We start from the raw sequence: 24,719 nt of genomic DNA, 5'->3' as shown, positions 1-24,719 counted from the left end.
GCTGAATAAAGTTAAAATAATGCTCGATTCTTCTTTTTTCCTTTTTTTCCTTCGATTACGGTCAAGTGTGTCGGATTCGTTTTTCGCTTTTTATGAATAGACGATACTGTCGATCGTTTAGTCGTGCTTGTCGTAGATTTCTTATTACCTACTCCCAACGTCTGGGATTTCCTCTGGCTTCCTGTTTTGAATCGCTTCCTTGATTGTTTTGCTGCGCGTAAATAAGCGGAATGTTCCCTTCCTCCCATTCGTCGACTAATCACAAATTTATATAGTAGATAGATTATACCAATGAATAGGAAAATCATGCCTGCTTGCACGAGTAAGGAACCTGGACGAGTGAAAAGAGTGTAGATAAAACCAAGTGCACCTAATCCTAGTAAAATCATAACGACTATATTTGATTTACGACGATTCATGAGATACACCTCCTGAAAACTATTCTTATATTGTATTGAAAAACAATATGTTGTTGCTCGTATATTTCATTTGAATAATCGAAATGTTAGTAGTTCTTATTANNTATATATATTCTACAAGATATACGAATAAACCTCTATGTTAACAACATCAATTATGACAATTTTATTTTTATTCCACTAAACATTTACTATTGTACCCAGCAATTTCCATTGCTACACATTTTTCCACGAATCTTTTTCAAATAGAACAAAAAAGTTCGGGACATACTAGCAAATGGAGGTGTTGACCTATGGTAGATACTGAAAAAAAGAATCCAGAACTTGAGCAAAACAAAAAAGACGAAGATATGTCTTTAATTAGTAAGGTTGTCGTAATCGGTTTGTTCGGGGGAATTTTTTGGAGTTTGCTGTCCTATTTAACGTATGTTTTCCATTTTACAGAGTTAAGTCCTAATCTAATTCTAAAGCCGTGGATCCTTGGCGATTGGAAAAATCGTGTGTTAGGTCAGTTTATTGGAATTTTTATGATTGGTATTTTATCAATCGGTGTAGCACTTTTATATTATGCTTTTCTAAAAAAATTTCAATCCATTTGGGTTGGTGCCGTGTTTGGCATCGTTTTATGGCTTATTGTTTTTTATGTGTTTAATCCGATTTTTCCGGATATTAAAACCGTGGCCGAATTAGAACGTAATACAGTTATTACTACAATATGCTTTTACATTCTATATGGTGTCTTTATTGGTTACTCGATTTCTTTCGAAGAAAATGAAATGAAGGGCGAAAGGCAAGCCGTCTCGACAAATGAGTAGGTACATCTGGTAAAATTATGATAGAATGTTCTTGTTTGAACATTCTATTTTTAGGGTGTTTTACGTATTCGAGCACTTAGGGGGAAAGCTAGATGAGTAAATTAGAAAAATTACGCGAGAGTTTTTCTGGCTTCGGAATCGATGGATTATTAGTTACAAATAGCTATAACAGACGTTACATAACAAACTTCACCGGTACAGCTGGAGTTGCCCTCATCTCTGAAAATGCGGCAGTTTTTATTACAGATTTTCGCTATGTGGAGCAAGCAAATGAACAGGTGAAAGATTTTGAAATTGTGCAACACTCAGGTCCTATTATTGAAGAGGTTGCAAAACAAGCCGAAAAAATGGGAATCAAAAAACTTGGATTTGAACAAGAGGACTTGTCATATGCCACTTATACAGCATATGACCAAGAAGTAAAAGCTGAACTCGTCCCTGTTACAGGTGCAATTGAAAAGTTACGCTTGATTAAGACAGAGTCAGAGATTAAGATATTAAAGGAAGCTGCGGAGATAGCTGACGCCGCCTTTACTCATATCTTAGATGTGATTCGTCCTGGTATAACAGAAATTGAAGTTTCCACTGAGTTAGAATTCTTTATGCGTAAGCAAGGAGCAATTTCATCTTCATTTGACACAATTGTGGCATCAGGATATCGCTCTGCCTTACCGCACGGGGTAGCAAGTGACAAAGTGATTGAACAAGGTGATTTTGTAACTCTTGATTATGGCGCATATTATAAAGGATATTGTTCTGACATCACACGTACTGTCGCTGTGGGTACGCCAAGCGACGAACTAAAAAACATTTATGATGTTGTTTTAGAGGCACAACTTCGTGGAATGGCAGGCATCAAGGCTGGCATTACAGGAAAAGAAGCTGATGCTCTAACTCGTGATTATATTGCGGAGAAAGGCTACGGTGACTACTTTGGTCATTCTACTGGCCACGGTCTTGGTATGGAGGTTCATGAGCAGCCAGCATTGTCATTTAGATCAAATATTGTGCTTGAACCAGGCATGATCGTAACATGTGAACCAGGAATATACATAGCAGGATTGGGTGGCGTGAGAATTGAGGACGATCTCGTTGTTCGAAAAGATGGCAACGAAGCTCTGACTTTCTCTAAAAAGGACTTAATTATTTTATAGACAACGTTTTGTCGCCAATTGAATTAGGAGGAAATAGTATATGATTTCAGTTAACGATTTTCGTACAGGTTTGACAATTGAAGTAGACGGCGGGATTTGGAGAGTTATGGATTTCCAACACGTGAAGCCAGGTAAAGGTGCTGCATTTGTTCGTTCAAAGCTTCGTAACCTTCGTACTGGGGCAGTTCAAGAAAAAACATTCCGTGCTGGTGAGAAAGTAGCAAAAGCACAAATCGAAAACCGCAGAATGCAGTATCTATATGCAAATGGTGATTCACATGTATTCATGGACAATGAATCCTACGAGCAAATCGAGCTGCCAGCATCTTCAATTGAGTATGAGTTAAAATTCTTAAAAGAAAATATGGAAGTTCACATCATGATGTTCCAAAGTGAAACACTTGGAGTCGAACTACCTAATACAGTTGAGCTTAAAGTTGTTGCAACAGAGCCTGGCATCAAAGGAGATACAGCTTCTGGCGGTTCAAAACCAGCTACTCTTGAAACAGGTTTAATTGTTCAAGTTCCATTCTTCATTAACGAAGGGGATATGTTAATCATCAACACAGAAGAAGGATCTTATATCTCACGTGCATAATCTATATTGAGATTTTATTAAGGACTCACCGTTAGCGGTGGGTTCTTTTTTTGAGTAAATTTAAAGAAAAAGAAGCACCCAAGATGGATTAAATTAGGAAAGGGAAACAGTAAACGTGAAAAATAAACACAAAGATGGATAAATCTAGGAGATTAATAACCTGTAAAAATGAAGAAGAGGCACCCAGATGGATAAAATTAGGAAAGAGATAACCAGCAAATGTGATAAAGAAGCACTCAGGTGGATAAATCTAGGAGACTGGTAACCAGTAAACATGATGAAGAGGCGCTCAGATGGATAAAATTAGTGAAATGTAAACCTACAAAATTCAAAAGATGTCCCCATGTTCTAAAATTTTGCAAAAACGAAACCCGTAAACACCCAAAAATCGGTAAATCCAATTAACTCCAATCATCTCAGCAACTCTCCCACCTCTCCACCATCCACCCCAAAAAATTTTCGCTTCTGAAATTTCATGAACAAGCATAGGTTGTACAAATGAAATTTTATTAGGTGGGGACTATGATGAAACGAATGTTTTCGATGTTTGATTCTACTGTTTTGACAATGGCTGGGCTGCGTATTATTTCTGGCTGCTTAGAGATTACGGCGGCCATTTTAATGCTGACTTTTAATGATGTGAAGAAAGCGCTAGCCGTCAATGCAATGCTCGCGATTGTGGGACCACTGATATTAATTGCGACGATGTCGATCGGTCTAATCGGATTGGCTGACCAGCTGTCTTATTCAAAGCTTATTTTCATAGGGCTTGGGGTTGCGTTTATTTTGTATGGAATCTTCCGGTAGAAATCAGAGGAGTAGGCATAATGTGGTCAAGCTAGCATACATTGAAATATGAGAGAGTATGTGAGGAGTTTACTTTTATGAAACAAATAATCGAGGTTTTACCGAAATCAATCGCTAACCTAATAACCAAGTATCCTCCAGAACGCATAGAAAAAATGGAAGAAATTCGAATTAGGGTCTCAAGACCACTAGAAATCATCGAGAATGGAATCCCAGTATTCCTCAACTATATCGTTACAGGCGAAGATGCCATTCAGCTTCTCAACAAGCTAGGCCAGTACTCAATTTATACACTTGAGGAAGAACTGAAACGTGGCTATGTCACGATCCAAGGAGGGCACCGAGTGGGACTAGCTGGTAAGGTCATTACGGAAAATGGCATGGTCAAAGCAATTCGCGATGTTACTTCTTTTAACATTCGAGTGGCCAAACAAAAAATTGGCGTCGCTGCACCACTTGCGCCATATCTTTATGACTCCTATTGGAAAAACACCATCATCATTGGTCCGCCGCAAACCGGAAAAACGACCTTATTAAGGGACCTTGCAAGGATGATCAGCTCGGGAATTGAATCGAGAGGCATTCCCGCAATGAAGGTCGGGATAGTTGATGAACGATCTGAGATTGCAGGATGTGTAAAAGGGGTTCCACAAGCTTCACTAGGACCAAGAGTAGATGTCCTGGATGCCTGTCCGAAGGCGGAGGGCATGATGATGATGATCCGCTCGATGAGTCCAGATGTATTAATCGTAGACGAGATTGGTAGAGAGGAAGACAGTCAGGCGATTATGGAGGCTGTGAATGCGGGCGTTAGCTTGATTGTCACCGCACATGGTCATCAGCTTTCCGACCTTATTAAGCGGCCGTCTCTAGAAAAAATAATTAATGCCGGGGTAATCGAGAGATTTGTAGAGCTATCACGCACAAATGGACCAGGTACTGTAAAAGCGATCCTAGGGTCGACTGGAAAGCAACTTTTACCAAAAGTGAGCGTGACGTAGATGATAAAAATAATCGGTGCAGTTTTAATATTACTTGCCACAACATGGGCTGGATTTGAGGCGGCCCGTAAATTGAGTGAGCGACCTCGCCAGTTGAGGATGCTGAAAACAGCATTACAATCACTAGAAGCGGAAATTATGTATGGACATGTTCCATTGATCGATGTGGCTACTCATCTTTCACGACAAATTCCAAAGCCTATTTCCTATTTTTTCGAAGGATTTGCAAAACGTCTTCAAACAGGTGAGGTAAGTGTAAAGGTTGCTTGGGATGAGAGTCTGAAAGAGGTATCCATGTTGACCGCTTTCCATCAAGGAGAAATCGAAATTCTTCAGCAGTTTGGAGAGACGCTTGGTCAGCATGACAGAACCTCACAACAGAAGCACATTTTACTTGCGATTACCCATCTTGAACGAGAAGAAAACGAAGCAAAAGATAGACAATTACGTTATGAAAAAATGGTGAAAAGCCTGGGCTTTTTGTCTGGATTATTAGTAGTCATCTTATTGATTTAGGGGGAGAAGAAGCGAATGGGAGTGGATGTAAATATTATTTTTCAAATAGCCGGTGTAGGAATTGTGGTTGCCTTTCTCCATACAATCCTAGATCAGATGGGTAAAAAGGAGTATGCCCAGTGGGTTACATTATTGGGCTTCATCTATATCCTGTTTATGGTTGCAACAATCGTAGAGGACCTCTTTAAAAAGATCAAAGCTGTATTCCTCTTTCAGGGGTAAGGAGGGGATGAGCGATTGAGATTATACAAATCGTTGGATTAGGTTTAATTGGAACCTTTCTGGCACTTATTGTAAAAGAACAAAAACCTACCTTTGCTTTTATGCTTGTCGTGTTTATTGGCTGTGTGATTTTTCTCTTTTTAGTCGGAGAAATTTCAGATATCATCCGGATGCTTGAGAAGGTCGCGATTAACGCTAATGTGAACACAGTTTATGTGGAGACCATTCTTAAAATCATTGGAATTGCCTACATCGCAGAATTCGGAGCCCAAATTACAAAGGATGCAGGTCAAGGATCAATTGCCTCAAAGATTGAACTCGGAGGAAAAATTTTAATTTTAGCAATGGCGATACCAATTTTAACAGTATTAATAGAAACAATCATTGGACTTATTCCTAGTTAAATCTGGTTTTCAAGGGGGTGGTTGGGTGACCAGCGGCAAAGCTTTTTCTTTTCTTTTTTTTATTCTTTTCTTTTTTTCTTTACCTCAATTTGTACAAGCCTCACCCTCGCAACAAGAAATTATCGACAATCAAATTCAAGATCAAGTTGAGGAACAGCTAGAAACCCTTGGCATCGATGAAATACAACAATTTTGGAATGAAATTGTTACGGATTATGGAGGATATTTACCTGAGAGCCAAAAAGGTAGTTTACTAGAATTCATTCGCGGCGAGAAGGAGCTGTCATTGAAGGAGTGGCTACTTGGACTTGTCAAATTTGTATTTCACGAGTTAATTGCAAATGGAAAGCTTCTTAGCACACTAATTATGCTTACGGTTTTTAGTATGTTTTTGCAAACTTTGCAAAATTCATTTGAGAAAAGCGCTGTCAGCAAAGTGGCTTACGCAATTGTCTATATGGTGCTCATTATCATCGCATTAAATAGCTTCAGAGTTGCGATCATGTACACAGAGGAAGCCATCCAGTCAATGATTAACTTTATCTTAGCGCTTGTGCCTTTATTGCTTGCTTTGGTGGCATCATCAGGTGGGATTGCATCAGCAGCCTTTTTCCATCCGCTGATATTATTTTTAATGAATACAAGCGGGCTTTTGATTCAATATATCGTATTACCTCTTTTGTTCATGGCTGCTCTACTGAGCATTGTGAGTACTTTAAGTGAACAATACAAAGTGACGCAGCTTGCCCAGTTACTCCGAAATGTAAGTATTGGAATCATTGGCGTGTTCCTTACCATTTTTCTTGGAGTTATATCTGTACAAGGTACTACGACAGCAGTTGCAGATGGAATTACAATTCGAACGGCAAAATTTATTACCGGTAATTTTATACCAGTAATTGGCCGAATGTTCACAGATGCTACCGATACGGTTATAAGTGCTTCGGTTATTTTAAAAAATACAGTTGGAATCTTTGGGGTGGTCATTCTACTGCTAATTGCTGCGTTTCCGGCAATTAAGGTATTGTCATTAGCTTTAATTTATAAGCTAGCAGCCGCACTCTTACAACCACTTGGCGGAGGACCAGTTATTGCTTGCTTGGATATCATTAGTAAAAGTGTTGTATATATTTTTGCCGCATTAGCAATTGTCTCTCTGATGTTTTTCCTGAGCATCACGGTCATTGTCGCAGCAGGAAACTTGACTTTGATGGTCAGATAAGAAATGGGTTTGGAGGTGAGGACACTGAGTTTTATAGCTGAATGGATAACGAATATTATTTTATTTATTTTACTTGCCACCATTGTGGACATGCTGCTGCCAAGCTCGAGTATGCAAAAATACGTAAAAATGGTAACAGGGCTGTTGTTAATCCTAATCATCTTAACTCCGTTGTTCTCTCTTTTTAAATCCGATTTGGATCAAGCCTTGTTAAATATGAATCTTAAACCGGTTCAATCAGAAAAAAATCTAGAAAATTTAATAGATTTGAAGAAAAAAGAAATACAAGCCTCACAACGTGCATATATTTTAGAAACGATGGCTGTCCAATTGGAATCTGAAGTTGAAGAGGAGTTGGTGCAAAGCGAATACGATTTAACAGTTCAAGAAGTAAATGTATTCCTTTCAAGTGAAGTTGATGTGAAGGAAACTGTTACTTTGGATGACATTCAGTCAATCGAGGTGGTGTTATCAAAAGAGACTGCCGAGCCTGATGATGTCCCAGTAGTCAAACCAGTTGAGATTAATACCTCCAAACAGATTGAACCAGTGTATAAAAAAGTAGATCAAACCAACGTCAAAGCAATCACAAAATCACTATCTACACGATGGGAAATTGACTCAGAAAAAATCGTAGTCACTGTGGAAGGGGGGAAAGAGTCGTAGATGGATAAGAACAAAGGAATTCTGAACACAATTAAAGGGATGTTCTCCGGGTCTAAGGATGAACCACCAGATAAAAAGGGAAACAAAAAAAACCAATATTTCTTACTTTTATTAGCAGTTGGAATAGCCTTTATGTTAATTAGCAATCTATTTTCCGGTGACAAACCTACTTCCTCTGTCATTCCAGCTTCTTCTTCGGAAGCAAGTGTAAAAGATGAACCAGCATTTGGTAATCAAAAGGATGACCTGACACTGGCAATATCAAAGTATGAGGATCGTTATGAAAACGAGCTCAAGGAGGCACTAGAAGCCATTGCTGGGGTAGAGGATGTGATTGTTTCTGTAAGTGTAGATGCCACTGAAACAAAAATACTTGAAAAAAACACCGTAACCCAAAGCCAAATCACTAATGAGGAGGATAGGGACGGTGGAAAAAGACAAGTAGAGGATATAACAAGTGATGAGCAGGTTGTCATCATCCGTAATGGGGATTCAGAAACACCAATTATTCTCAAAATTGAAAAGCCAGAAATTCGCAGTGTTCTAATCGTCGCTAAGGGTGTTGAGAACGCAAAAATAAAACAAATGGTAGTGGAAGCTGTTACAAAGGGATTTGATGTCCCAAATCACAAGGTAGCAGTTGTACCAAGGAAAACAAAGGGGGATTCATAAAATGTTATTGAAAAAACAAACGGTATGGTTATTAACAATGTTAAGTCTAGTTGTTGTGTTGTCAGTCTATTATATTACTACACCTGAAAACAACAATAATAATGTGGCAATGGAGCAGGAAGAGCAAAAGGACAATGAAAAAGAAAATGTAGAAACATCCAAAGAAAATATGGAAACATCCACTGAAAATAAAGAAGGTACAAGTGTTACTGTAGAAGAGGATGAAGATGGCAATGTCATTTCTTCCGTTTCAAGTGATGATATGTTTGCTGAATTACGACTTCAGGTTGACGAGCACCGAAGCAAATTAAGAAGCACACTAGAGGCACAAACAGCATCAACAGAACTTACTGCTGATCAAAAGAATCAAGCATATGAAGATTTGAAAAAACTAGATGAGATTGAGACAAAAGAAAAAATTATTGAAACAATGATAAAAAGTAATAACTACGAGGATGCTCTAGTTCGCGTAGAAGGTGACAAAATCAGAATTACAGTTAAATCAAAGGATAGCTCAAAGAAACAAGCTAACGAGATCTTACGTCTTGTACGCAGCGAGTTAGGTAACCTTCAAAATGTTGCTGTACAATTTGAATTAACTGGTAAAGAAGATAAATAATCATATGAAAAAGCACGGTGCAAATGCCGTGCTTTTTGTCTTTTTTATAAAAAAATGAAAAGAAGGAAAAAGTTTGATATGATTTGTTTAATAATGATAACGTTTTCTGTAAAAAATCTTCGCAAGTTATTGAAAAGCACCTTTTAAGTATCGTATCATATTAGTATGTGGTACTAATACTAGCAATAAAATGCTGACCTACATTTTTGAAATAAATTTGAGTTAATCACAAGGAGTGTAACAAATGTTAAAAATTCAAGAGCTACGTGAGCTTATTAAGTTAGTCGATCAATCAAATATTGATGAGTTTACATTTGAGAGCGAAGGCTCAAAAATAAAAATGAAAAAAAATAAAGAAGCAGTTGTTCCAACAGTTATTGAAAGCAAGGTACAAGCACAGCCTGTTGCTCCAGTTGTAACTGAGGCAGCACAGCCTGCTGCCCAGCCCGCACAACCACAGGCAAAGCCAGCAGAACCTGTTTCGGCTGCACCAACAGTTGATGAAAATCTACATAAAATTGTCTCACCGATGGTTGGTACTTTCTATGCATCTCCATCCCCTGATGCAGATGCATATGTTCAAAAGGGTGATAAAGTAAAAGAAGATTCTGTTGTATGTATTGTTGAAGCAATGAAGCTATTTAACGAAATCGAAGCAGAAGTGAATGGAGAAATCGTTGAAATATTAGTTGAAAATGGGCAGCTTGTGGAGTATGGCCAACCATTATTCCTAGTTAAAGCATAAAGTCTTGTTCAAAAAGGTGGATGATAAGGCGCTACTGTCTTATTTGTCCAGACTTTTTGAGCATCATATAAAGTAAGGAGCGACCGTATGTTAAAGAAGATATTAATAGCAAATCGTGGAGAAATAGCAGTTCGGATCATTCGAGCTTGTAAAGAGCTTGGAATTGAAACGGTAGCCGTTTTCTCTGAAGCAGACCGTGAATCGCTTCACGTTCAATTGGCAGATGAGGCCTATTGTATTGGTCCAAAGTCGTCAAAAGATAGCTATTTGAATTTCACAAATATAATTAGTGTTGCAAAGCTGACAGAGAGTGAAGGGATTCACCCTGGATATGGCTTTTTAGCTGAAAATGCAGATTTTGCAGAGCTGTGCCGAGAAGTTAACCTAACCTTCATTGGTCCAAGCCCCGAAGCAATTAACAAGATGGGGACAAAGGATGTTGCTCGAGAAACGATGAGAGAAGCAGGAGTACCAATCGTGCCCGGCTCACAAGGTATCATCAAGGATTCAGATGAGGCAATCGCACTTGCAAATGACATGGGTTACCCGGTGATTATCAAAGCTACTGCAGGTGGCGGTGGTAAGGGAATCCGGGTGGCTAAGGATGAAGAGGAGCTAGTTAAAGGTATCAACATTACTCAGCAAGAAGCAGCCACTGCCTTTGGAAACCCTGGCGTATATATTGAAAAATATATACAAGATTTCCGTCATGTTGAGATTCAAGTAATAGCCGATAATTATGGAAATGTGATACATTTAGGAGAGAGAGATTGCTCAATTCAACGTCGTTTGCAAAAACTTGTTGAAGAAACTCCATCACCTGCTTTAAATGAAGCAACAAGACAAAAAATGGGTGACGCAGCTGTAAAAGCAGCTAAAGCTGTTGATTACTCAGGTGCAGGAACAATTGAATTTATCTATGATCACATCAATGATAAATTCTATTTCATGGAAATGAATACAAGAATTCAAGTAGAGCATCCCGTTACTGAGATGGTAACCGGTGTAGACTTAATTAAAGAACAAATTCGAGTTGCATCTGGAGAAAAGCTTTCATTAACTCAAAGCGATGTAACATTTAATGGTTGGGCAATTGAATGCCGAATTAATGCTGAGAATCCTGAGAAGAATTTCATGCCTTCACCTGGAAGAATTGACATGTATCTACCACCAGGTGGTTTTGGAGTGAGAGTGGATTCTGCCGCATATCCAGGTTATTCAATACCTCCATATTATGATTCAATGATTGCCAAGCTCATTACTTATGGTGCAACTAGAGAAGAAGCAATCGCAAGAATGAAGCGTGCCCTTAGTGAATTTGTCATAGATGGTGTCCATACTACAATTCCTTTCCATCTCAAGCTAATGAATCATGAAAAATTTGTAGGTGGGGACTTCAATACAAAATTTCTTGAATTATATGAGGTTATGAAGTAGTAAACTAATGTAGGAGGTGCTTGCTGATGGCAGCGGAAACGAATATTTTAGAAATGAATCAAGGTAGTAACGGTCTTGGTAAAGTTGAAATTGCACCAGAGGTAATCGAAGTGATTGCAGGGATCGCTTCTTCAGAAGTCGAAGGAGTAGCTTCAATGAGAGGCAACTTTGCTTCAGGTGTGGTAGAGAGACTTGGAAAGAAAAATCACGGAAAAGGTGTCAAGGTTGAATTAACCGAAACCGGCATTATTGTTGATGTATTTTGTGTGATGAACTTTGGTGTTTCCATTCCGAATGTTGCTCGTCAAATTCAAGACAACGTACGCCAAGCTTTATTAAATATGACAGCGTTGGATGCAAATGAGGTAAACATTCACGTTGTAGGTGTCTTATTGGAATCCCAGAAACCGGAAGCTGTAATTGAAGAAGAAATGTAAGAGAAAATTGTCTGATGGCAAACGCTGTCAGACTTTTTTGTTTTTAGCTCCACATTAGGGTTGGTTTTTATTTTGATATTATTTTATGATATTATCATGTTATTGGAATGAAACTAGTGGGACAAATAAGTTTTATATACATAAAGGAGAACAGAAATAGTATGAATAGACGTACAGCACGGCAGAAGGCTTTACAATCGTTATTTCAAGTTGATGTAAGTGAGAGTGATCCAAAGGAAGCGATTGAAAGCGTACTTGAAGAAGATTCGTCAGATCCTTTCCTTGAGCAGCTCGTTCATGGAGTCGTCGAGCATAAAGAGGAGATTGACGCCTTATTACGCGGGCATCTCGAAAAATGGAATCTTGAGCGACTTGCTAATGTAGACCGCTCGATTTTGCGAATCGCTGTCTATGAGATGAAGTATGTGGAGGAAATCCCTGTTAAGGTAAGTATTGACGAGGCAATTGAGCTTGCCAAAGAATTTGGGGATGACAGCTCCAGTCGTTTCATTAATGCGATACTATCGAAAATAAAAGATACATTAGTGAAGTAAACCGTATCGTGATATGTTACGAAACAGATAAAATTTTAGAAATGTTAAAATGGAAAAAAAGGGAGAGTTGAAATATGACAGCCGAGATTATTAGTGGGAAAGAATTAGCACAATCAAAACGTAATGAAATCGCATTGGAAGTACAGAAATTATCTAAGGAGGGAATCGTTCCGGGCTTAGCTGTACTATTGGTGGGAAATGACCCAGCTTCAAGATCGTATGTAAAAGGTAAAGAAAAGGCATGTAAGGAAACAGGTATCCATTCCTTAATGCTAGAGTATCCGGAAACAATTACGGAAGAGTTTTTACTTGGGGAAATTGAACGCTTAAATCAAGATCCGTCAATCCATGGTATTTTAGTTCAATTACCACTGCCAAAATCAATTAATGAAACAGCTGTCATCGAAAGAATCTCACCTGAAAAAGATGTAGACGGCTTCCATCCAATTAATATCGGTCGTATGATGACTGGACAAGATGCCTTTCTTCCATGTACACCATTTGGGATCATTGAAATGGTGAAATCAAAGCAAATTTCAATTGAAGGCAAACATGTTGTTGTTGTGGGGAGAAGTAATATTGTTGGAAAGCCAGTCGGCCAACTCTTCCTTAAAGAAAATGCGACTGTGACATATTGCCATTCGAGAACGACAAATTTAAAAGAAATGACTCTTCAAGCAGATATTTTGGTTGCTGCTGTTGGGAAAGCAAATTTTATTCCTGGGGACTATATTAAAGAAGGTGCCGTTGTAATTGATGTTGGCGTAAACCGTCTGGAATCAACTGGAAAACTTGTTGGTGATGTTGTGTTTGATGATGCAAAGGAAAAAGCAAGCTATCTTACACCAGTACCAGGTGGAGTTGGACCAATGACGATTACAATGCTTCTGCATAATACCGTTCAATCAGCAAAGAATTTTGCCCTTCTTTCAAGGAAGTAGGGATTACTTAAATGGATCAGAATCGTTATTTAACCGTAACAGCTTTAACTAAGTATATTAAGCGTAAATTTGATGCCGACCCACACCTTCAAGATATCTGGGTGAAGGGGGAAATCTCAAATTTCAAGGCACATAGTCGTGGGCATATGTATTTCACGATTAAGGACCAACAAGCACGAGTGCAGTCTGTTATGTTTGCTGGCTATAACCGTGATTTAAAGTTTACTCCTGAAAACGGAATGAAAGTATTAGTTCGCGGTGAGGTAACAGTATTTGAATCGAACGGGAATTATCAGCTCTATGTAAAAGAAATGCAACCAGACGGGATCGGGAATTTATACTTAGCCTATGAGGAAATGAAAAAGCGTCTGGAGGCAGAAGGACTTTTTTCTCAAAGTTATAAAAAGCCAATTCCGAATATCCCGCATTATATTGGGATTGTTACATCGCCTACAGGTGCAGCCATCCGAGATATTATTACAACAATCAGACGTCGATTTCCTATTGCAAAGGTGATTGTGTTCCCTGCTTTAGTTCAAGGTGTTAATGCAGGACCTTCAATCGTACAAGCTATTCAACAAGCAAATGAATTTGGGGAAATTGACGTTCTAATTGTTGGACGTGGTGGCGGCTCGATTGAAGAGCTTTGGGCCTTTAACGAGGAAATGGTAGCTCGTGCGATTTTTCAGTCAAAGGTTCCGATTATCTCAGCAGTAGGACATGAAACAGATATTACGATTGCAGACTTTGTGGCAGATTTACGTGCCCCAACACCAACAGGGGCAGCGGAAATGGCTGTTCCCCATATGGCGGAGCTTTCTGAACGTTTATTAGTGAGGCATACACGTTTAGTACGTGCTATGAAAGAAAAACTTATAAATGATACGAAACGATTAGATACATTAAAAAGATCGTATGCTTTTCGTTTTCCAAGGAATCTCTATGAACAAAAAGAGCAACAGCTTGACCGCTTGGTGGAACGTTTAGAAAGAGAAGGGGTTATGGCAATTGCTCGTAAGAAAGAGGAATTTCAAAAATTAAAACTTAAGTTGCGACATAACCATCCTAGCGAAAAGCTTATTCGAGCAATGCAAAAGCAGGAGCTTAATACGAAAATGCTTCTAAAGGAATTTACGCAAATATTAAAACAAAAGCAATATGACTTTTCGTCAACCGTAGCAAAGCTTGAAGCACTTAGTCCGTTAAAAATTATGGACCGCGGCTATAGCCTCGTATACGATGAGGAACAACAATTAGTAAAGAGTGTACAGCAAGTTGATGTGGGGAATCGAATTAAGGTAAAGCTTAAGGACGGTCATCTGGACTGTGAAGTAATTGAATTAGAGGAGAGACAATAAATGAGTGAAGAGAAGGTATTATCCTTTGAGGAAGCAATGGAGCAGCTCGAACATATCGTTGAGCGTCTTGAAGAAGGGGACGTCCCTTTAGAAAAAGCAATCACTTATTTCCAAGATGGAATGAAGCTTTCAAAGCTTTGTCATGATAAGCTCCAACATGTTGAAAAACAAATGGAGCAAATTTTGCGTGAAGATGGCGAACTTGAGCCGTTTGCGATTCAGGAGGAAGAATAAAAGTGGGATTAAATGAAATAGAACAATTTTTAAACGTACAAAAGAAGAGTATTGAGGAACAGCTCCCATCTTATATTTCACTTTTATCAGCTCCGAAAATCATCAAGGATGCTATGCACTATTCCCTGGAAGCCGGTGGGAAACGAATTCGCCCATTACTGCTGTTAGCAACGCTTCGTTCCTTTGGAAAAGATGAAAGAATTGGTTACCCGACTGCGTGTGCTGTGGAAATGATACATACGTATTCCCTTATTCACGATGATCTTCCTAGCATGGATGATGATGATCTTCGCAGGGGAAAACCTACTAATCATAAGGTGTTTGGGGAAGCAATTGCGATTCTAGCAGGTGATGCCCTTTTGACATATAGCTTTCAGGTGATTTCTGAATCAATGAAAGAGCATATATCCCCTGAAAAAAGACTGATGCTTGTTACTGAATTAGCAAAAGCTTCTGGACCTGAGGGAATGGTTGGGGGACAAGTTGCTGATATGGAAGGTGAAGGATCTGTCTTAAACCTCGATGAACTTGAATATATTCATCGCCATAAAACAGGGAAATTATTAGCCTATAGTGTAATTGCAGGGGCGATTCTTGCAGATGCTACAAGCGAACAGCTTGATAAGCTTACCCAGTTTGCACACCATTTAGGCTTAGCCTTTCAAATTCGTGATGATATATTGGATATAGAAGGTACGGAAGTTGTACTTGGGAAACCGGTCGGCAGTGATACAGGCAATCATAAAAATACATATCCTGCTTTATTAACACTTGAAGGTGCAAAGGAAAAATTAACCTTTCATATAGATGAAGCAAAGCGGTTTTTATATAGTGTTGATATGAAACATGATATACTAGACTATATGTGTAATCTAATTGCATCTAGAGATCATTAGTATATACTTTTACTAAGTATATGACAGCTGAATAGTAAATGAAAGTGAGTGAAACCTTTGGATCTTCTAAGTATTAAAGACCCTAAGTTCCTTAAAAATATGTCAATTGACGAATTAAATAGATTAAGCCAGGATATCCGTCAATTTTTAATAGAAAAACTATCAAAGACTGGTGGACATATTGGTCCTAACCTTGGTGTTGTTGAATTAACAATTGCTTTACATAAGGAATTTGACAGTCCAAAGGATAAATTTATCTGGGATGTTGGTCACCAGTCCTATGTCCATAAAATTTTGACGGGACGGGCTTGTGAATTTGATACATTACGTCAATATAAAGGGCTATGTGGGTTTCCAAAACGTATTGAAAGTGAACATGATGTTTGGGAAACGGGACATAGCTCAACAAGTCTTTCGGCTGCAATGGGAATGGCTGTTGCGCGTGATGTGAAAGGAACGAAGGAATTTGTCATTCCGATTATTGGTGATGGTGCCTTAACTGGCGGAATGGCATTGGAAGCGTTAAATCATATTGGGCATGAAAAGAAAGATATGATTGTAATTTTAAATGACAATGAAATGTCAATCGCACCAAATGTTGGTGCTCTGCATAATGTCCTAGCAAGATTACGAACTGCTGGAAAATATAATTGGGTAAAGGATGAGCTTGAGCTTCTACTCAAGAAAATTCCTGCTGTAGGTGGAAAGCTTGCTGCAACTGCTGAGCGGGTAAAAGATAGTCTTAAATATCTTCTTGTATCCGGAGTCTTTTTCGAGGAACTTGGATTTACATACCTAGGCCCGATTGATGGACATAATTTTGAGGATCTATTTGAAACTCTTGAATATGCAAAGAAAACAAAAGGACCAGTATTAGTCCATGTAATCACGAAAAAAGGCAAAGGCTATACGCCTGCTGAAACTGACAAAATCGGGACATGGCATGGAACCGGCCCATACAAAATTGAAACAGGTGATTTCGTTAAACCAGAGAATGCGCCTCCTGCGTGGAGTGCTGTCATTAGTGAGACAGTTCGGAAGTTAGCGAAAAAGGATCAGCGAATTGTAGCTATTACACCTGCAATGCCCGTAGGTTCAAAGTTGGAAAAATTCGCAAAAGAATTCCCGGAACGCATGTATGATGTGGGAATCGCTGAACAGCATGCAACTACAATGGCTGCTGGCCTTGCAACACAAGGAATGAAGCCGTTTCTGGCGATTTATTCAACGTTCTTACAAAGAGCTTATGACCAGGTTTTGCACGATGTTTGCCGTCAAAATCTGAATGTATTCATTGGAATCGATCGCTCTGGCTTAGTAGGGGCAGATGGCGAAACACATCAAGGTGTATTCGATATTGCCTTCTTAAGACATATGCCTAACATGGTTATCATGATGCCTAAAGATGAGAATGAAGGTCAGCATATGGTGAATACGGCCGTTCATTATGATGATGGTCCAATTGCGTTACGATACGCAAGAGGCAATGGTCTTGGCGTTAAAATGGACGAGGAGCTTCAGCTTATCCCAATTGGTTCATGGGAGATTGTTAAACCTGGCACAGATGCTGTTATTCTAACTTTTGGAACAACGATTCCGATGGCTCTTGAAGCGGCGGAGCAACTCGAAAAAGAAGATATTTCAGTAAGGGTTGTGAATGCTCGCTTTATTAAACCGCTGGATAATGATATGATGCACCAAATCTTAGGATCCAATCTTCCTGTATTAACAATTGAGGAATCTGCGTTAATGGGAGGATTCGGAAGTGCAGTGCTTGAATTTGCGAATGATCATGAATATCGAGATGCGAAAATCGATCGTATGGGAATTCCAGATCAATTTATAGAGCATGGAAGCGTCAATGAACTCCTTCGTGAAATAGGAATGACAACGGAGAATGTTCTTGAACGTATTCACAAGCTCGTACCTAAGAAGAAAAGAGTGTAAGCATGGGTACAAAAAAAGAACGACTTGATGTCTTATTAGTTGAACGAGGTTTAATTGAAACAAGGGAAAAAGCAAAGCGTTCAATCATGGCAGGTCTTGTTTATTCAAATGAAGAACGTCTTGATAAGCCAGGAGAAAAAGTAGAAATTGATATACCACTTACTGTTAAGGGCAATGTTATTCCTTATGTAAGCAGAGGTGGGTTAAAGCTTGAAAAAGCCATCAAAGACTTTGACTTGAATATAAAGGATAAAATCATGATTGATGTTGGTTCCTCAACAGGCGGGTTTACGGATTGTGCCCTCCAAAATGGCGTTAAGAAATCCTATGCACTTGATGTCGGATATAATCAACTTGCCTGGAAACTCCGCCAGGATGAACGTGTAGTCGTTATGGAGAGGACCAACTTTAGGTATGTGACACCTGTAGATCTTCAAAGTGGTTTACCGGAGTTTGCTACAATCGATGTTTCCTTTATTTCATTACGCTTGATTTTACCTGTTTTAAAATCACTTCTTGTTGCCAATTCTGATATAGTGGCTCTTGTTAAGCCACAATTTGAAGCAGGAAAAGAGCAGGTCGGCAAAAAAGGAATTGTTCGCGACCCAAAAACTCATAAGGCTGTGCTGACACATATAATTGAGTTTTCCTTAAAGGAGGGGTATGATTGCATCAATTTATCATACTCACCAATTACGGGTGGGGAAGGGAATATCGAATTTTTACTTCATCTAAGATGGGACGGACATAGTGGCGTCGGTGAAAACAAGTTACCTGTCTCCGAACAAGAGGTTGTTAATCGTGCACATGCAGATTTAAAAAGCGATAAATAATAATATGAACAAAGGGGATAGCGAATATGCTGTCCTCTTTCTTCGTGATAAAATTTAATACTTGATTCATGTTGTTAAATCTAATATCACTAAAAAAAATGTACAATTTTGTCAGAATCGGCTAACATAGGAGGTAAGAAAACCGTCTATGAGAGAGAGGAATTCATAATGAATAAGGGGCAAAGACATATTAAAATACGTGAAATCATCACTAGTAATGATATCGAAACACAGGATGAAATTGTTGATATTTTAAAAAGTGAGGGGTACAACATTACTCAAGCGACCGTATCACGTGACATAAAAGAGCTTCATTTAGTCAAGGTGCCGATGATTGATGGTCGATATAAATACAGTTTACCAGCAGATCAACGTTTTAATCCGCTTCAAAAACTCAAACGTTCATTGATGGATGCCTTCGTAAAAATTGATTCAGCGGGACATATGCTCGTGATGAAAACTCTTCCAGGCAATGCAAATGCCATAGGGGCCTTAATTGACCACTTAGATTGGGAAGAAATTTTAGGCACTATTTGTGGGGATGACACCATCTTAATTATCTGTAAAACTCCAGACCAAACCGATATTGTGACAAATCGATTTTTAGACATGTTGTAATAAGAGAAAGTTGAATGAGGAGGTGGAGGAATTGTTAGCAGAATTGTCAATTAAGAATTTCGCTATTATTGAATCTCTTTCAGTTTCCTTAGAAAAAGGTTTAACAGTCCTGACTGGTGAAACAGGAGCGGGAAAATCCATTATAATCGATGCTGTCCATTTATTGGTGGGTGGCAGAGGCTCCGTAGAATTTGTACGTTATGGGGAAGAACGTGCCGAAATTGAAGGTCTATTTTTAATCGAAGATGATAATCACCCATGTTACGCAAAGGCCGAAGAGTTTGGAATTGAAATGAGTGAGGGAATGATTGTTTTACGAAGAGATATTTCGAAATCGGGAAAAAGTGTTTGCAGAATTAACGGAAAACTTGTCACTATTTCCATACTTCGTGAATTTGGCAGGACCTTAATTGATATTCATGGACAGCATGAACATCAGGATTTGATGAACCAAGAGCAGCATATTCATATGCTTGACCAATATGGTGGAAATATAATTAAACAAGCATTACACGAATACCAAACGCTTTATAAGAATTTTTTAAATGTGAAGCAGCGCTTAAAAAGCTTTAATGAAAATGAGCAAGAAATGGCCCATCGGCTAGATTTAATCCAATTTCAATTAAATGAGATAGGAAAAGCGGAACTAAGGCCAAATGAAGACGTAGAACTAACCGAAGAAAGAAGAAAGATCTCCAATTACGAAAAAATTTTCAAAGCCCTTCAAAATAGCTATAATGCCCTTTACGGTGAGCAAAAAGGTCTTGATTGGGTTGGACTAGCTATGAATCATGCTGAAGATGTAATGGATCTAGATAAAGAATTAAAGGACATTCATGAGACAATCTCCAATAGCTTTTATCAATTAGAGGAAATCACCTATAAAATACGAGAACAACTGGACGATTTAGAATTTGATCCTGCAAGACTCGATTTTATCGAAGATCGTTTAAATGAAATTTCCCAACTTAAGCGGAAATATGGGCAATCGGTTGAGGAAATACTCGAATATGCAGCGAAAATTGAGGATGAAATTGATACTATCCAAAATCGCGAGCAGCATATTGATAAACTTAAGGAAGAGCTGGAATCTGTTTTAGAAGATGTGAAACTAGAGGCGGAAAATGTTTCACAACTTCGAAAAAAGCAAGCAAAAGAGCTTGTTGAAAAAATTAAACAGGAATTAAAAGACCTGTATATGGAAAAAGCGAAGTTTGATATAAACTTTTTTGAAGATTCGCCTATTAAATTCACTCCAAATGGGAAAGATGATATTGAATTTTATATTTCAACCAATCCTGGCGAACCGCTCAAGCCGTTAGCAAAAATTGCCTCTGGTGGAGAGTTATCTAGGATTATGCTGGCCATTAAGAGTATTTTTTCAAAACATCAAGGTGTTACCTCGATTATTTTTGATGAAGTCGATACTGGTGTAAGTGGCCGTGTTGCTCAATCGATTGCCGATAAAATTTATGGGATTTCTGTTGGATCTCAGGTTCTTTGTATATCCCACCTTCCACAGGTGGCGGCAATGGCCGATACCCATTTATTTATTGCGAAGGAAACCGTTCAAGGAAGAACTACAACATCTGTTACCTCACTCGATGAAACCGCAAAAATCAAGGAAATTAGCCGGATGATTTCGGGAGTGGAAATCACAGATTTAACAAAAGAGCATGCAAAAGAACTATTAAGTATGGCAAAAGATAGTAAAACTGCACGACAAATGGTAAATCACTAAGTACACATCGCTAATGTGTTTGGTTGAGTAGCTTTATACAAAGTTAAGAGCGACTTTTATTTGTAATGCTATCCAAAATGGGTAGCTTTTTTAATCTCTTAGGGGTTATAAATGTTGCCCTGAAAGGTCAAATTATAGAATGTAGCCATATAATAAATGTGGCATGGGATAGGAGCGAGGAGAGTGAAAAGAAAATGAAAAAAGATAAAATCAGATATATAATCGGTACATTTCTCCTTGTTTCAATAATGGCCTTGGGATTTTACAAGCCGCTTAAAGAATATATAGAAATTCCAAAGCACCTTACTTTATTTGAAGGCCAAAATTTCTCGGTTCAATCCTCTTTACCCGTCACCACAACGATTCATGATTCCAGCTTTGCTTTTTCATCAGCTGTCAATGATCAGCAGATCTCAGTTGCTGCTAATGAAAGTGGTGAAGGCGACATGATGGTTGAATTTGCTGGGATTCCAGTAAAAAAAGTAAATGTTAATGTATTATCAGACTTTAAAGTTATCCCAGGAGGTCAATCAATTGGGGTGAAACTTAATACGCTTGGCGTACTAGTTGTGGGTCACCACCAAATTGATACTCAAGATGGAAAAAAGTCCCCAGGTGAAATTGCTGGTGTACAAGTAGGCGATATTATTAAAGAGATTAACGGTAAAAAAATTGAAAAAATGAGTGATGTTGGACCATTTGTACAAGAATCCGGTAAGACAGGCGAACCGTTAGACCTAGTAATCGTCCGAGATAATGAGGATATTAAGGCAAAGCTGATGCCACTAAAAGATAAGAACGATGAGGCATATCGAATCGGTCTTTATATCCGTGATTCAGCTGCTGGTATAGGGACAATGACCTTCTACCATCCTCAAACGAAAAAATACGGAGCATTAGGACATGTTATCTCAGATATGGATACGAAAGAGCCAATCGTTGTATCTGATGGTCAAATTGTAAAATCAACGGTTACGTCGATTGAAAAAGGAAGCAATGGTGATCCTGGAGAAAAACTTGCTCGTTTTTCTGCGGATAAAGAAATCATTGGGAACATTAAACGAAATAGTCCATTTGGCATTTTTGGAGAGTTACACAAACAAGTGAATAACGGCATAATGGATAAGCCTCTTCCGATTGCACTTTCACACCAAGTAAAGCCAGGAGCTGCCAAAATTTTAACGGTTGTGGAAAATGATAAAGTTGAGGAATTTGACATCGAAATTGTGAGTGCAGTTCCTCAAAAAATTCCTGCTACAAAGGGAATGGTCGTTAAAATAACGGATAAGCGCCTTTTAGATAAAACCGGTGGAATCGTTCAAGGTATGAGCGGTAGCCCGATTATCCAAGACGGTAAATTAATTGGAGCAGTAACACATGTATTTGTTAATGACCCGACAAGCGGATATGGTGTTCATATTGAATGGATGCTAAGTGAAGCGGGTATTGATATTTATAAAAAGGAACAAAAAAAGGCGAGCTAAATGCTCGCTTTTTTTTTATGAGTAATTATTTCTATCGTCAAAAAGTGAAAGAAACTATATAATAAAGTCACATAAAGATTTTTCGACAAATGCTAAATTTCATCAAGAAATAATGGCACATTTAGTCGAATCCTTAAGTATAATGGAGAATAATTTATTTTTCAATAAATNNCTTATTGCATTGTCGAATTCTTTCTTTAGAATAAGAATATAGACAAATTTTTTGCGGATTTAAGCTTGAGGAGGAAACAGAGTGAAAAAAATTAAAGTTTGTGTGGTTGATGATAACAGAGAACTGGTTAATTTACTTGATGAATATTTATCTAGCCAAGATGATATCGAAATCTTAGGTGTTGCTTATAATGGTCAAGATTGTTTGAATATGCTTCAAGACAAACAGCCAGATGTTCTCGTTTTAGATATTATTATGCCTCACTTAGATGGCTTAGCTGTTTTAGAAAAATTACGAGAATTAAATCTTGAAAAACAGCCTAATGTCATTATGTTAACAGCGTTTGGTCAAGAGGATGTGACGAAAAAGGCTGTCGATTTAGGCGCAGCTTACTTTATTTTAAAGCCATTTGACATGGAAAACCTTGCAAGTCGAATCCGTCAAGTAAGCGGAAAAGCAACTCCAGTCATGAAACGGAACACAACGAATACAGTGATTCGTACACAGCAAGAAAATGGTCCCAAAAACTTAGATGCAAGCATTACAAGTATTATTCACGAAATTGGGGTCCCTGCTCATATTAAGGGGTATCTATATTTAAGAGAAGCAATCTCAATGGTTTATAATGATATTGAATTATTAGGATCAATTACAAAGGTTTTATATCCTGATATTGCTAAGAAATTCAATACAACTGCAAGTCGTGTTGAGCGTGCAATACGCCATGCGATTGAAGTTGCTTGGAGCCGAGGGAATATCGATTCTATTTCTAGTCTTTTCGGATATACAGTAAGCATGTCAAAAGCGAAGCCTACAAATTCTGAATTTATCGCAATGGTAGCTGATAAGCTTCGTCTTGAGCACAAAGCTTCATGAAAGGGTAAGAACTAAATAAACTGAAAGTATAATTCGCCATGTAATCAAAAAAACACCGTTTTCAAAGTGAAAGCGGTGTTTTTGATATTTTTTCTGCAGTTAGTCATTATAATGGAAGTATACCAAAAAAAGGAGAATATCAATGATGAAAACGAAAATATTTGGGCATAGGGGTTCTGCGGGAACACATCCGGAAAATACAATGATTTCGTTTAAAGAGGCTGCAAAAGTAGGAGCTGATGGAATTGAACTAGATATTCAAATGACTAAGGATGGGGTTATTGTGGTAATCCATGATGAAACTGTCAACCGAACAACAAACGGAAAGTATAAAGGCTGGGTTAAAGATTATACATTAAAACAAATTAAGAAAATGGATGTAAGCTATAAATTTAAGAATCAGTATGGTATTTGTGAAATACCTACCCTTGAAGAAGTGTTTGATTGGGCAAAATCAAACCGGCTATTTATCAATGTTGAATTTAAAACGGGATTAGTTTCTTATAAGGGCATTGAAGAGAAAACATTGAAGATGATTAATGACTACAGATTGGAAAATCGAATTGTTTTATCGAGCTTTAATCATTATAGCTTAGTAAGGTGCAGACGGTTATCGAGGACAATTAATTTAGCTGTTTTGTATATGGAGGGTCTTTATGAACCGTGGAAATATGCAAAACAGCTTTATGCAAACGGAATCCATCCGTATCATAAAACGGTTAATAAAGAAATTATTGAAGAGTCAATAAAAAATGGTATTGCGGTACGGCCATTTACGATAAATGACCAAAAAAAGATGAGGCAATTCATCGATTTTGGGTGTTCTGCCATTATTACAGATTATCCAAAGACCGCACTTTCTTTAATAAAATAAACAATAAATAATCCTGCCGGAAGCAGGATTATTTATTTTGCTCTCCTCCAACAGGGGAGCTTTCTTTATTAAATTTTTCTTGTACTTTATTTCTTTTACGGTCACGGTGGAGAATGAAACCACCGATAAAGGATAAGCCGGCTAAGAAGAAGATAAGACCGATAATAAATTGTAGCATTAAGTTTGGAATTGGGCTGTGTAATACACCGAAAAACATGTCTCTCATAAATTTTATCCCAACCCCGGCAATAATGCCTGGTATGAGTAGCACGATTAGAGCCAGTATACGTTGCATATTTAAAATCCTTTCAACTAAAGACTTCTCTCTTTAAATTTAAGCTAATAATAAAATTTGTCAAGAAGGAGGTTTAAGGTTATTATAAAGGTGTGCATTTTTTTGCAAAGGAAATAATTAGAGTATGTAAAATATTGCAAAACCTTGCAAGCGGGAGGGTGA

At 38.1% G+C, this 24,719-nt stretch carries 29 protein-coding genes; 27 read left to right on the top strand and 2 right to left on the bottom strand.

Annotated features, from left to right (window positions below; translation table 11 throughout):
• Window positions 1-11 precede the first annotated feature (11 nt).
• A complete protein-coding gene (locus tag V7138_RS21880) occupies window positions 12-419 on the bottom strand; it encodes an SA1362 family protein (protein WP_335401597.1) in 408 nt (135 codons plus the stop codon).
• A 293-nt stretch (window positions 420-712) separates the two neighbouring features.
• Between V7138_RS21880 and V7138_RS21875 the strand changes: the two genes are divergently transcribed.
• From V7138_RS21875 to V7138_RS21745, 27 genes are all read left to right on the top strand, one after another.
• The gene (locus V7138_RS21875) at window positions 713-1,234 is read left to right on the top strand and encodes a YqhR family membrane protein (protein WP_335401594.1); all 522 of its coding nucleotides are present in this window, start codon (window positions 713-715) and stop codon (window positions 1,232-1,234) included.
• 92 nt (window positions 1,235-1,326) lie between these two features.
• Entirely contained in the window at window positions 1,327-2,388 is a 1,062-nt protein-coding gene (locus V7138_RS21870) for a M24 family metallopeptidase (protein ID WP_335401592.1), read from the top strand.
• Between the two features lie 40 nt (window positions 2,389-2,428).
• The gene (efp, locus tag V7138_RS21865; RefSeq protein ID WP_335401590.1) at window positions 2,429-2,986 is read left to right on the top strand and encodes an elongation factor P; all 558 of its coding nucleotides are present in this window, start codon (window positions 2,429-2,431) and stop codon (window positions 2,984-2,986) included.
• A 525-nt stretch (window positions 2,987-3,511) separates the two neighbouring features.
• Window positions 3,512-3,793, top strand: coding sequence for a YqhV family protein (locus V7138_RS21860; protein WP_335401586.1), 282 nt, complete (start codon window positions 3,512-3,514; stop codon window positions 3,791-3,793).
• A 77-nt stretch (window positions 3,794-3,870) separates the two neighbouring features.
• Complete coding sequence (gene spoIIIAA / locus V7138_RS21855; RefSeq protein ID WP_335401584.1) at window positions 3,871-4,794, top strand: stage III sporulation protein AA; 924 nt, start codon at window positions 3,871-3,873, stop codon at window positions 4,792-4,794.
• Window positions 4,795-5,310, top strand: coding sequence for a stage III sporulation protein SpoIIIAB (gene spoIIIAB / locus V7138_RS21850; protein ID WP_335401583.1), 516 nt, complete (start codon window positions 4,795-4,797; stop codon window positions 5,308-5,310).
• 15 nt (window positions 5,311-5,325) lie between these two features.
• Window positions 5,326-5,532 carry a stage III sporulation protein AC gene (spoIIIAC, locus tag V7138_RS21845; RefSeq protein WP_010284588.1) on the top strand — a complete coding sequence of 69 codons (207 nt, stop codon included), beginning with the start codon at window positions 5,326-5,328 and terminating at the stop codon, window positions 5,530-5,532.
• Between the two features lie 14 nt (window positions 5,533-5,546).
• Complete coding sequence (gene spoIIIAD / locus V7138_RS21840; RefSeq protein ID WP_083849220.1) at window positions 5,547-5,936, top strand: stage III sporulation protein AD; 390 nt, start codon at window positions 5,547-5,549, stop codon at window positions 5,934-5,936.
• Between the two features lie 25 nt (window positions 5,937-5,961).
• Complete coding sequence (spoIIIAE, locus tag V7138_RS21835; RefSeq protein WP_335401581.1) at window positions 5,962-7,158, top strand: stage III sporulation protein AE; 1,197 nt, start codon at window positions 5,962-5,964, stop codon at window positions 7,156-7,158.
• 15 nt (window positions 7,159-7,173) lie between these two features.
• Window positions 7,174-7,824 carry a stage III sporulation protein AF gene (spoIIIAF, locus tag V7138_RS21830; RefSeq protein WP_335401577.1) on the top strand — a complete coding sequence of 217 codons (651 nt, stop codon included), beginning with the start codon at window positions 7,174-7,176 and terminating at the stop codon, window positions 7,822-7,824.
• Entirely contained in the window at window positions 7,825-8,496 is a 672-nt protein-coding gene (gene spoIIIAG / locus V7138_RS21825) for a stage III sporulation protein AG (protein ID WP_335401575.1), read from the top strand.
• A 1-nt stretch (window position 8,497) separates the two neighbouring features.
• On the top strand, window positions 8,498-9,115 hold the full coding sequence (locus tag V7138_RS21820; RefSeq protein ID WP_335401572.1) for a SpoIIIAH-like family protein: 618 nt from the start codon (window positions 8,498-8,500) through the stop codon (window positions 9,113-9,115).
• Window positions 9,116-9,359: 244 nt separating this feature from the next.
• Complete coding sequence (accB, locus tag V7138_RS21815) at window positions 9,360-9,860, top strand: acetyl-CoA carboxylase biotin carboxyl carrier protein (protein ID WP_335401570.1); 501 nt, start codon at window positions 9,360-9,362, stop codon at window positions 9,858-9,860.
• Window positions 9,861-9,947: 87 nt separating this feature from the next.
• Window positions 9,948-11,297 carry an acetyl-CoA carboxylase biotin carboxylase subunit gene (gene accC, locus V7138_RS21810; RefSeq protein ID WP_335401568.1) on the top strand — a complete coding sequence of 450 codons (1,350 nt, stop codon included), beginning with the start codon at window positions 9,948-9,950 and terminating at the stop codon, window positions 11,295-11,297.
• 26 nt (window positions 11,298-11,323) lie between these two features.
• A complete protein-coding gene (locus V7138_RS21805) occupies window positions 11,324-11,734 on the top strand; it encodes an Asp23/Gls24 family envelope stress response protein (RefSeq protein ID WP_335401566.1) in 411 nt (136 codons plus the stop codon).
• A gap of 161 nt (window positions 11,735-11,895) precedes the next feature.
• Complete coding sequence (nusB, locus tag V7138_RS21800; RefSeq protein WP_335401564.1) at window positions 11,896-12,288, top strand: transcription antitermination factor NusB; 393 nt, start codon at window positions 11,896-11,898, stop codon at window positions 12,286-12,288.
• Between the two features lie 74 nt (window positions 12,289-12,362).
• Window positions 12,363-13,229, top strand: coding sequence for a bifunctional methylenetetrahydrofolate dehydrogenase/methenyltetrahydrofolate cyclohydrolase FolD (gene folD, locus V7138_RS21795; protein ID WP_335401561.1), 867 nt, complete (start codon window positions 12,363-12,365; stop codon window positions 13,227-13,229).
• 11 nt (window positions 13,230-13,240) lie between these two features.
• The gene (xseA, locus tag V7138_RS21790) at window positions 13,241-14,587 is read left to right on the top strand and encodes an exodeoxyribonuclease VII large subunit (RefSeq protein WP_335401558.1); all 1,347 of its coding nucleotides are present in this window, start codon (window positions 13,241-13,243) and stop codon (window positions 14,585-14,587) included.
• Window positions 14,588-14,821 (top strand): exodeoxyribonuclease VII small subunit, encoded by a 234-nt coding sequence (locus tag V7138_RS21785; protein WP_335401555.1) that lies wholly within the window; start codon window positions 14,588-14,590, stop codon window positions 14,819-14,821. It abuts the gene before it with no gap.
• Window positions 14,822-14,823: 2 nt separating this feature from the next.
• On the top strand, window positions 14,824-15,717 hold the full coding sequence (locus V7138_RS21780; RefSeq protein WP_335401553.1) for a polyprenyl synthetase family protein: 894 nt from the start codon (window positions 14,824-14,826) through the stop codon (window positions 15,715-15,717).
• A 57-nt stretch (window positions 15,718-15,774) separates the two neighbouring features.
• The gene (dxs, locus tag V7138_RS21775; protein WP_335401550.1) at window positions 15,775-17,664 is read left to right on the top strand and encodes a 1-deoxy-D-xylulose-5-phosphate synthase; all 1,890 of its coding nucleotides are present in this window, start codon (window positions 15,775-15,777) and stop codon (window positions 17,662-17,664) included.
• Window positions 17,665-17,666: 2 nt separating this feature from the next.
• Window positions 17,667-18,497, top strand: coding sequence for a TlyA family RNA methyltransferase (locus tag V7138_RS21770; protein WP_335401547.1), 831 nt, complete (start codon window positions 17,667-17,669; stop codon window positions 18,495-18,497).
• 168 nt (window positions 18,498-18,665) lie between these two features.
• The gene (gene ahrC, locus V7138_RS21765) at window positions 18,666-19,115 is read left to right on the top strand and encodes a transcriptional regulator AhrC/ArgR (protein ID WP_335401545.1); all 450 of its coding nucleotides are present in this window, start codon (window positions 18,666-18,668) and stop codon (window positions 19,113-19,115) included.
• 31 nt (window positions 19,116-19,146) lie between these two features.
• Window positions 19,147-20,856, top strand: a complete 1,710-nt coding sequence (recN, locus tag V7138_RS21760) for a DNA repair protein RecN (protein WP_335401543.1) — start codon at window positions 19,147-19,149, stop codon at window positions 20,854-20,856.
• Between the two features lie 194 nt (window positions 20,857-21,050).
• Window positions 21,051-22,340 carry a SpoIVB peptidase gene (gene spoIVB, locus V7138_RS21755; protein ID WP_335401541.1) on the top strand — a complete coding sequence of 430 codons (1,290 nt, stop codon included), beginning with the start codon at window positions 21,051-21,053 and terminating at the stop codon, window positions 22,338-22,340.
• A 253-nt stretch (window positions 22,341-22,593) separates the two neighbouring features.
• The gene (gene spo0A / locus V7138_RS21750) at window positions 22,594-23,388 is read left to right on the top strand and encodes a sporulation transcription factor Spo0A (protein WP_335401540.1); all 795 of its coding nucleotides are present in this window, start codon (window positions 22,594-22,596) and stop codon (window positions 23,386-23,388) included.
• 145 nt (window positions 23,389-23,533) lie between these two features.
• A complete protein-coding gene (locus V7138_RS21745) occupies window positions 23,534-24,262 on the top strand; it encodes a glycerophosphodiester phosphodiesterase (RefSeq protein WP_335401611.1) in 729 nt (242 codons plus the stop codon).
• A gap of 28 nt (window positions 24,263-24,290) precedes the next feature.
• Here the strand turns inward: V7138_RS21745 and V7138_RS21740 are convergent, their stop codons facing one another.
• Window positions 24,291-24,557, bottom strand: coding sequence for a DUF2627 domain-containing protein (locus V7138_RS21740; RefSeq protein ID WP_335401538.1), 267 nt, complete (start codon window positions 24,555-24,557; stop codon window positions 24,291-24,293).
• Window positions 24,558-24,719 lie beyond the last annotated feature (162 nt).

Origin of the sequence: Bacillus sp. JJ1533, from assembly GCF_036965045.1 — a bacterium.
Lineage (GTDB): Bacteria > Bacillota > Bacilli > Bacillales > Bacillaceae_L > Ferdinandcohnia.
Note: the sequence above shows the minus strand (reverse complement) of the source record. Positions and strands in the feature narration are given on the sequence as shown.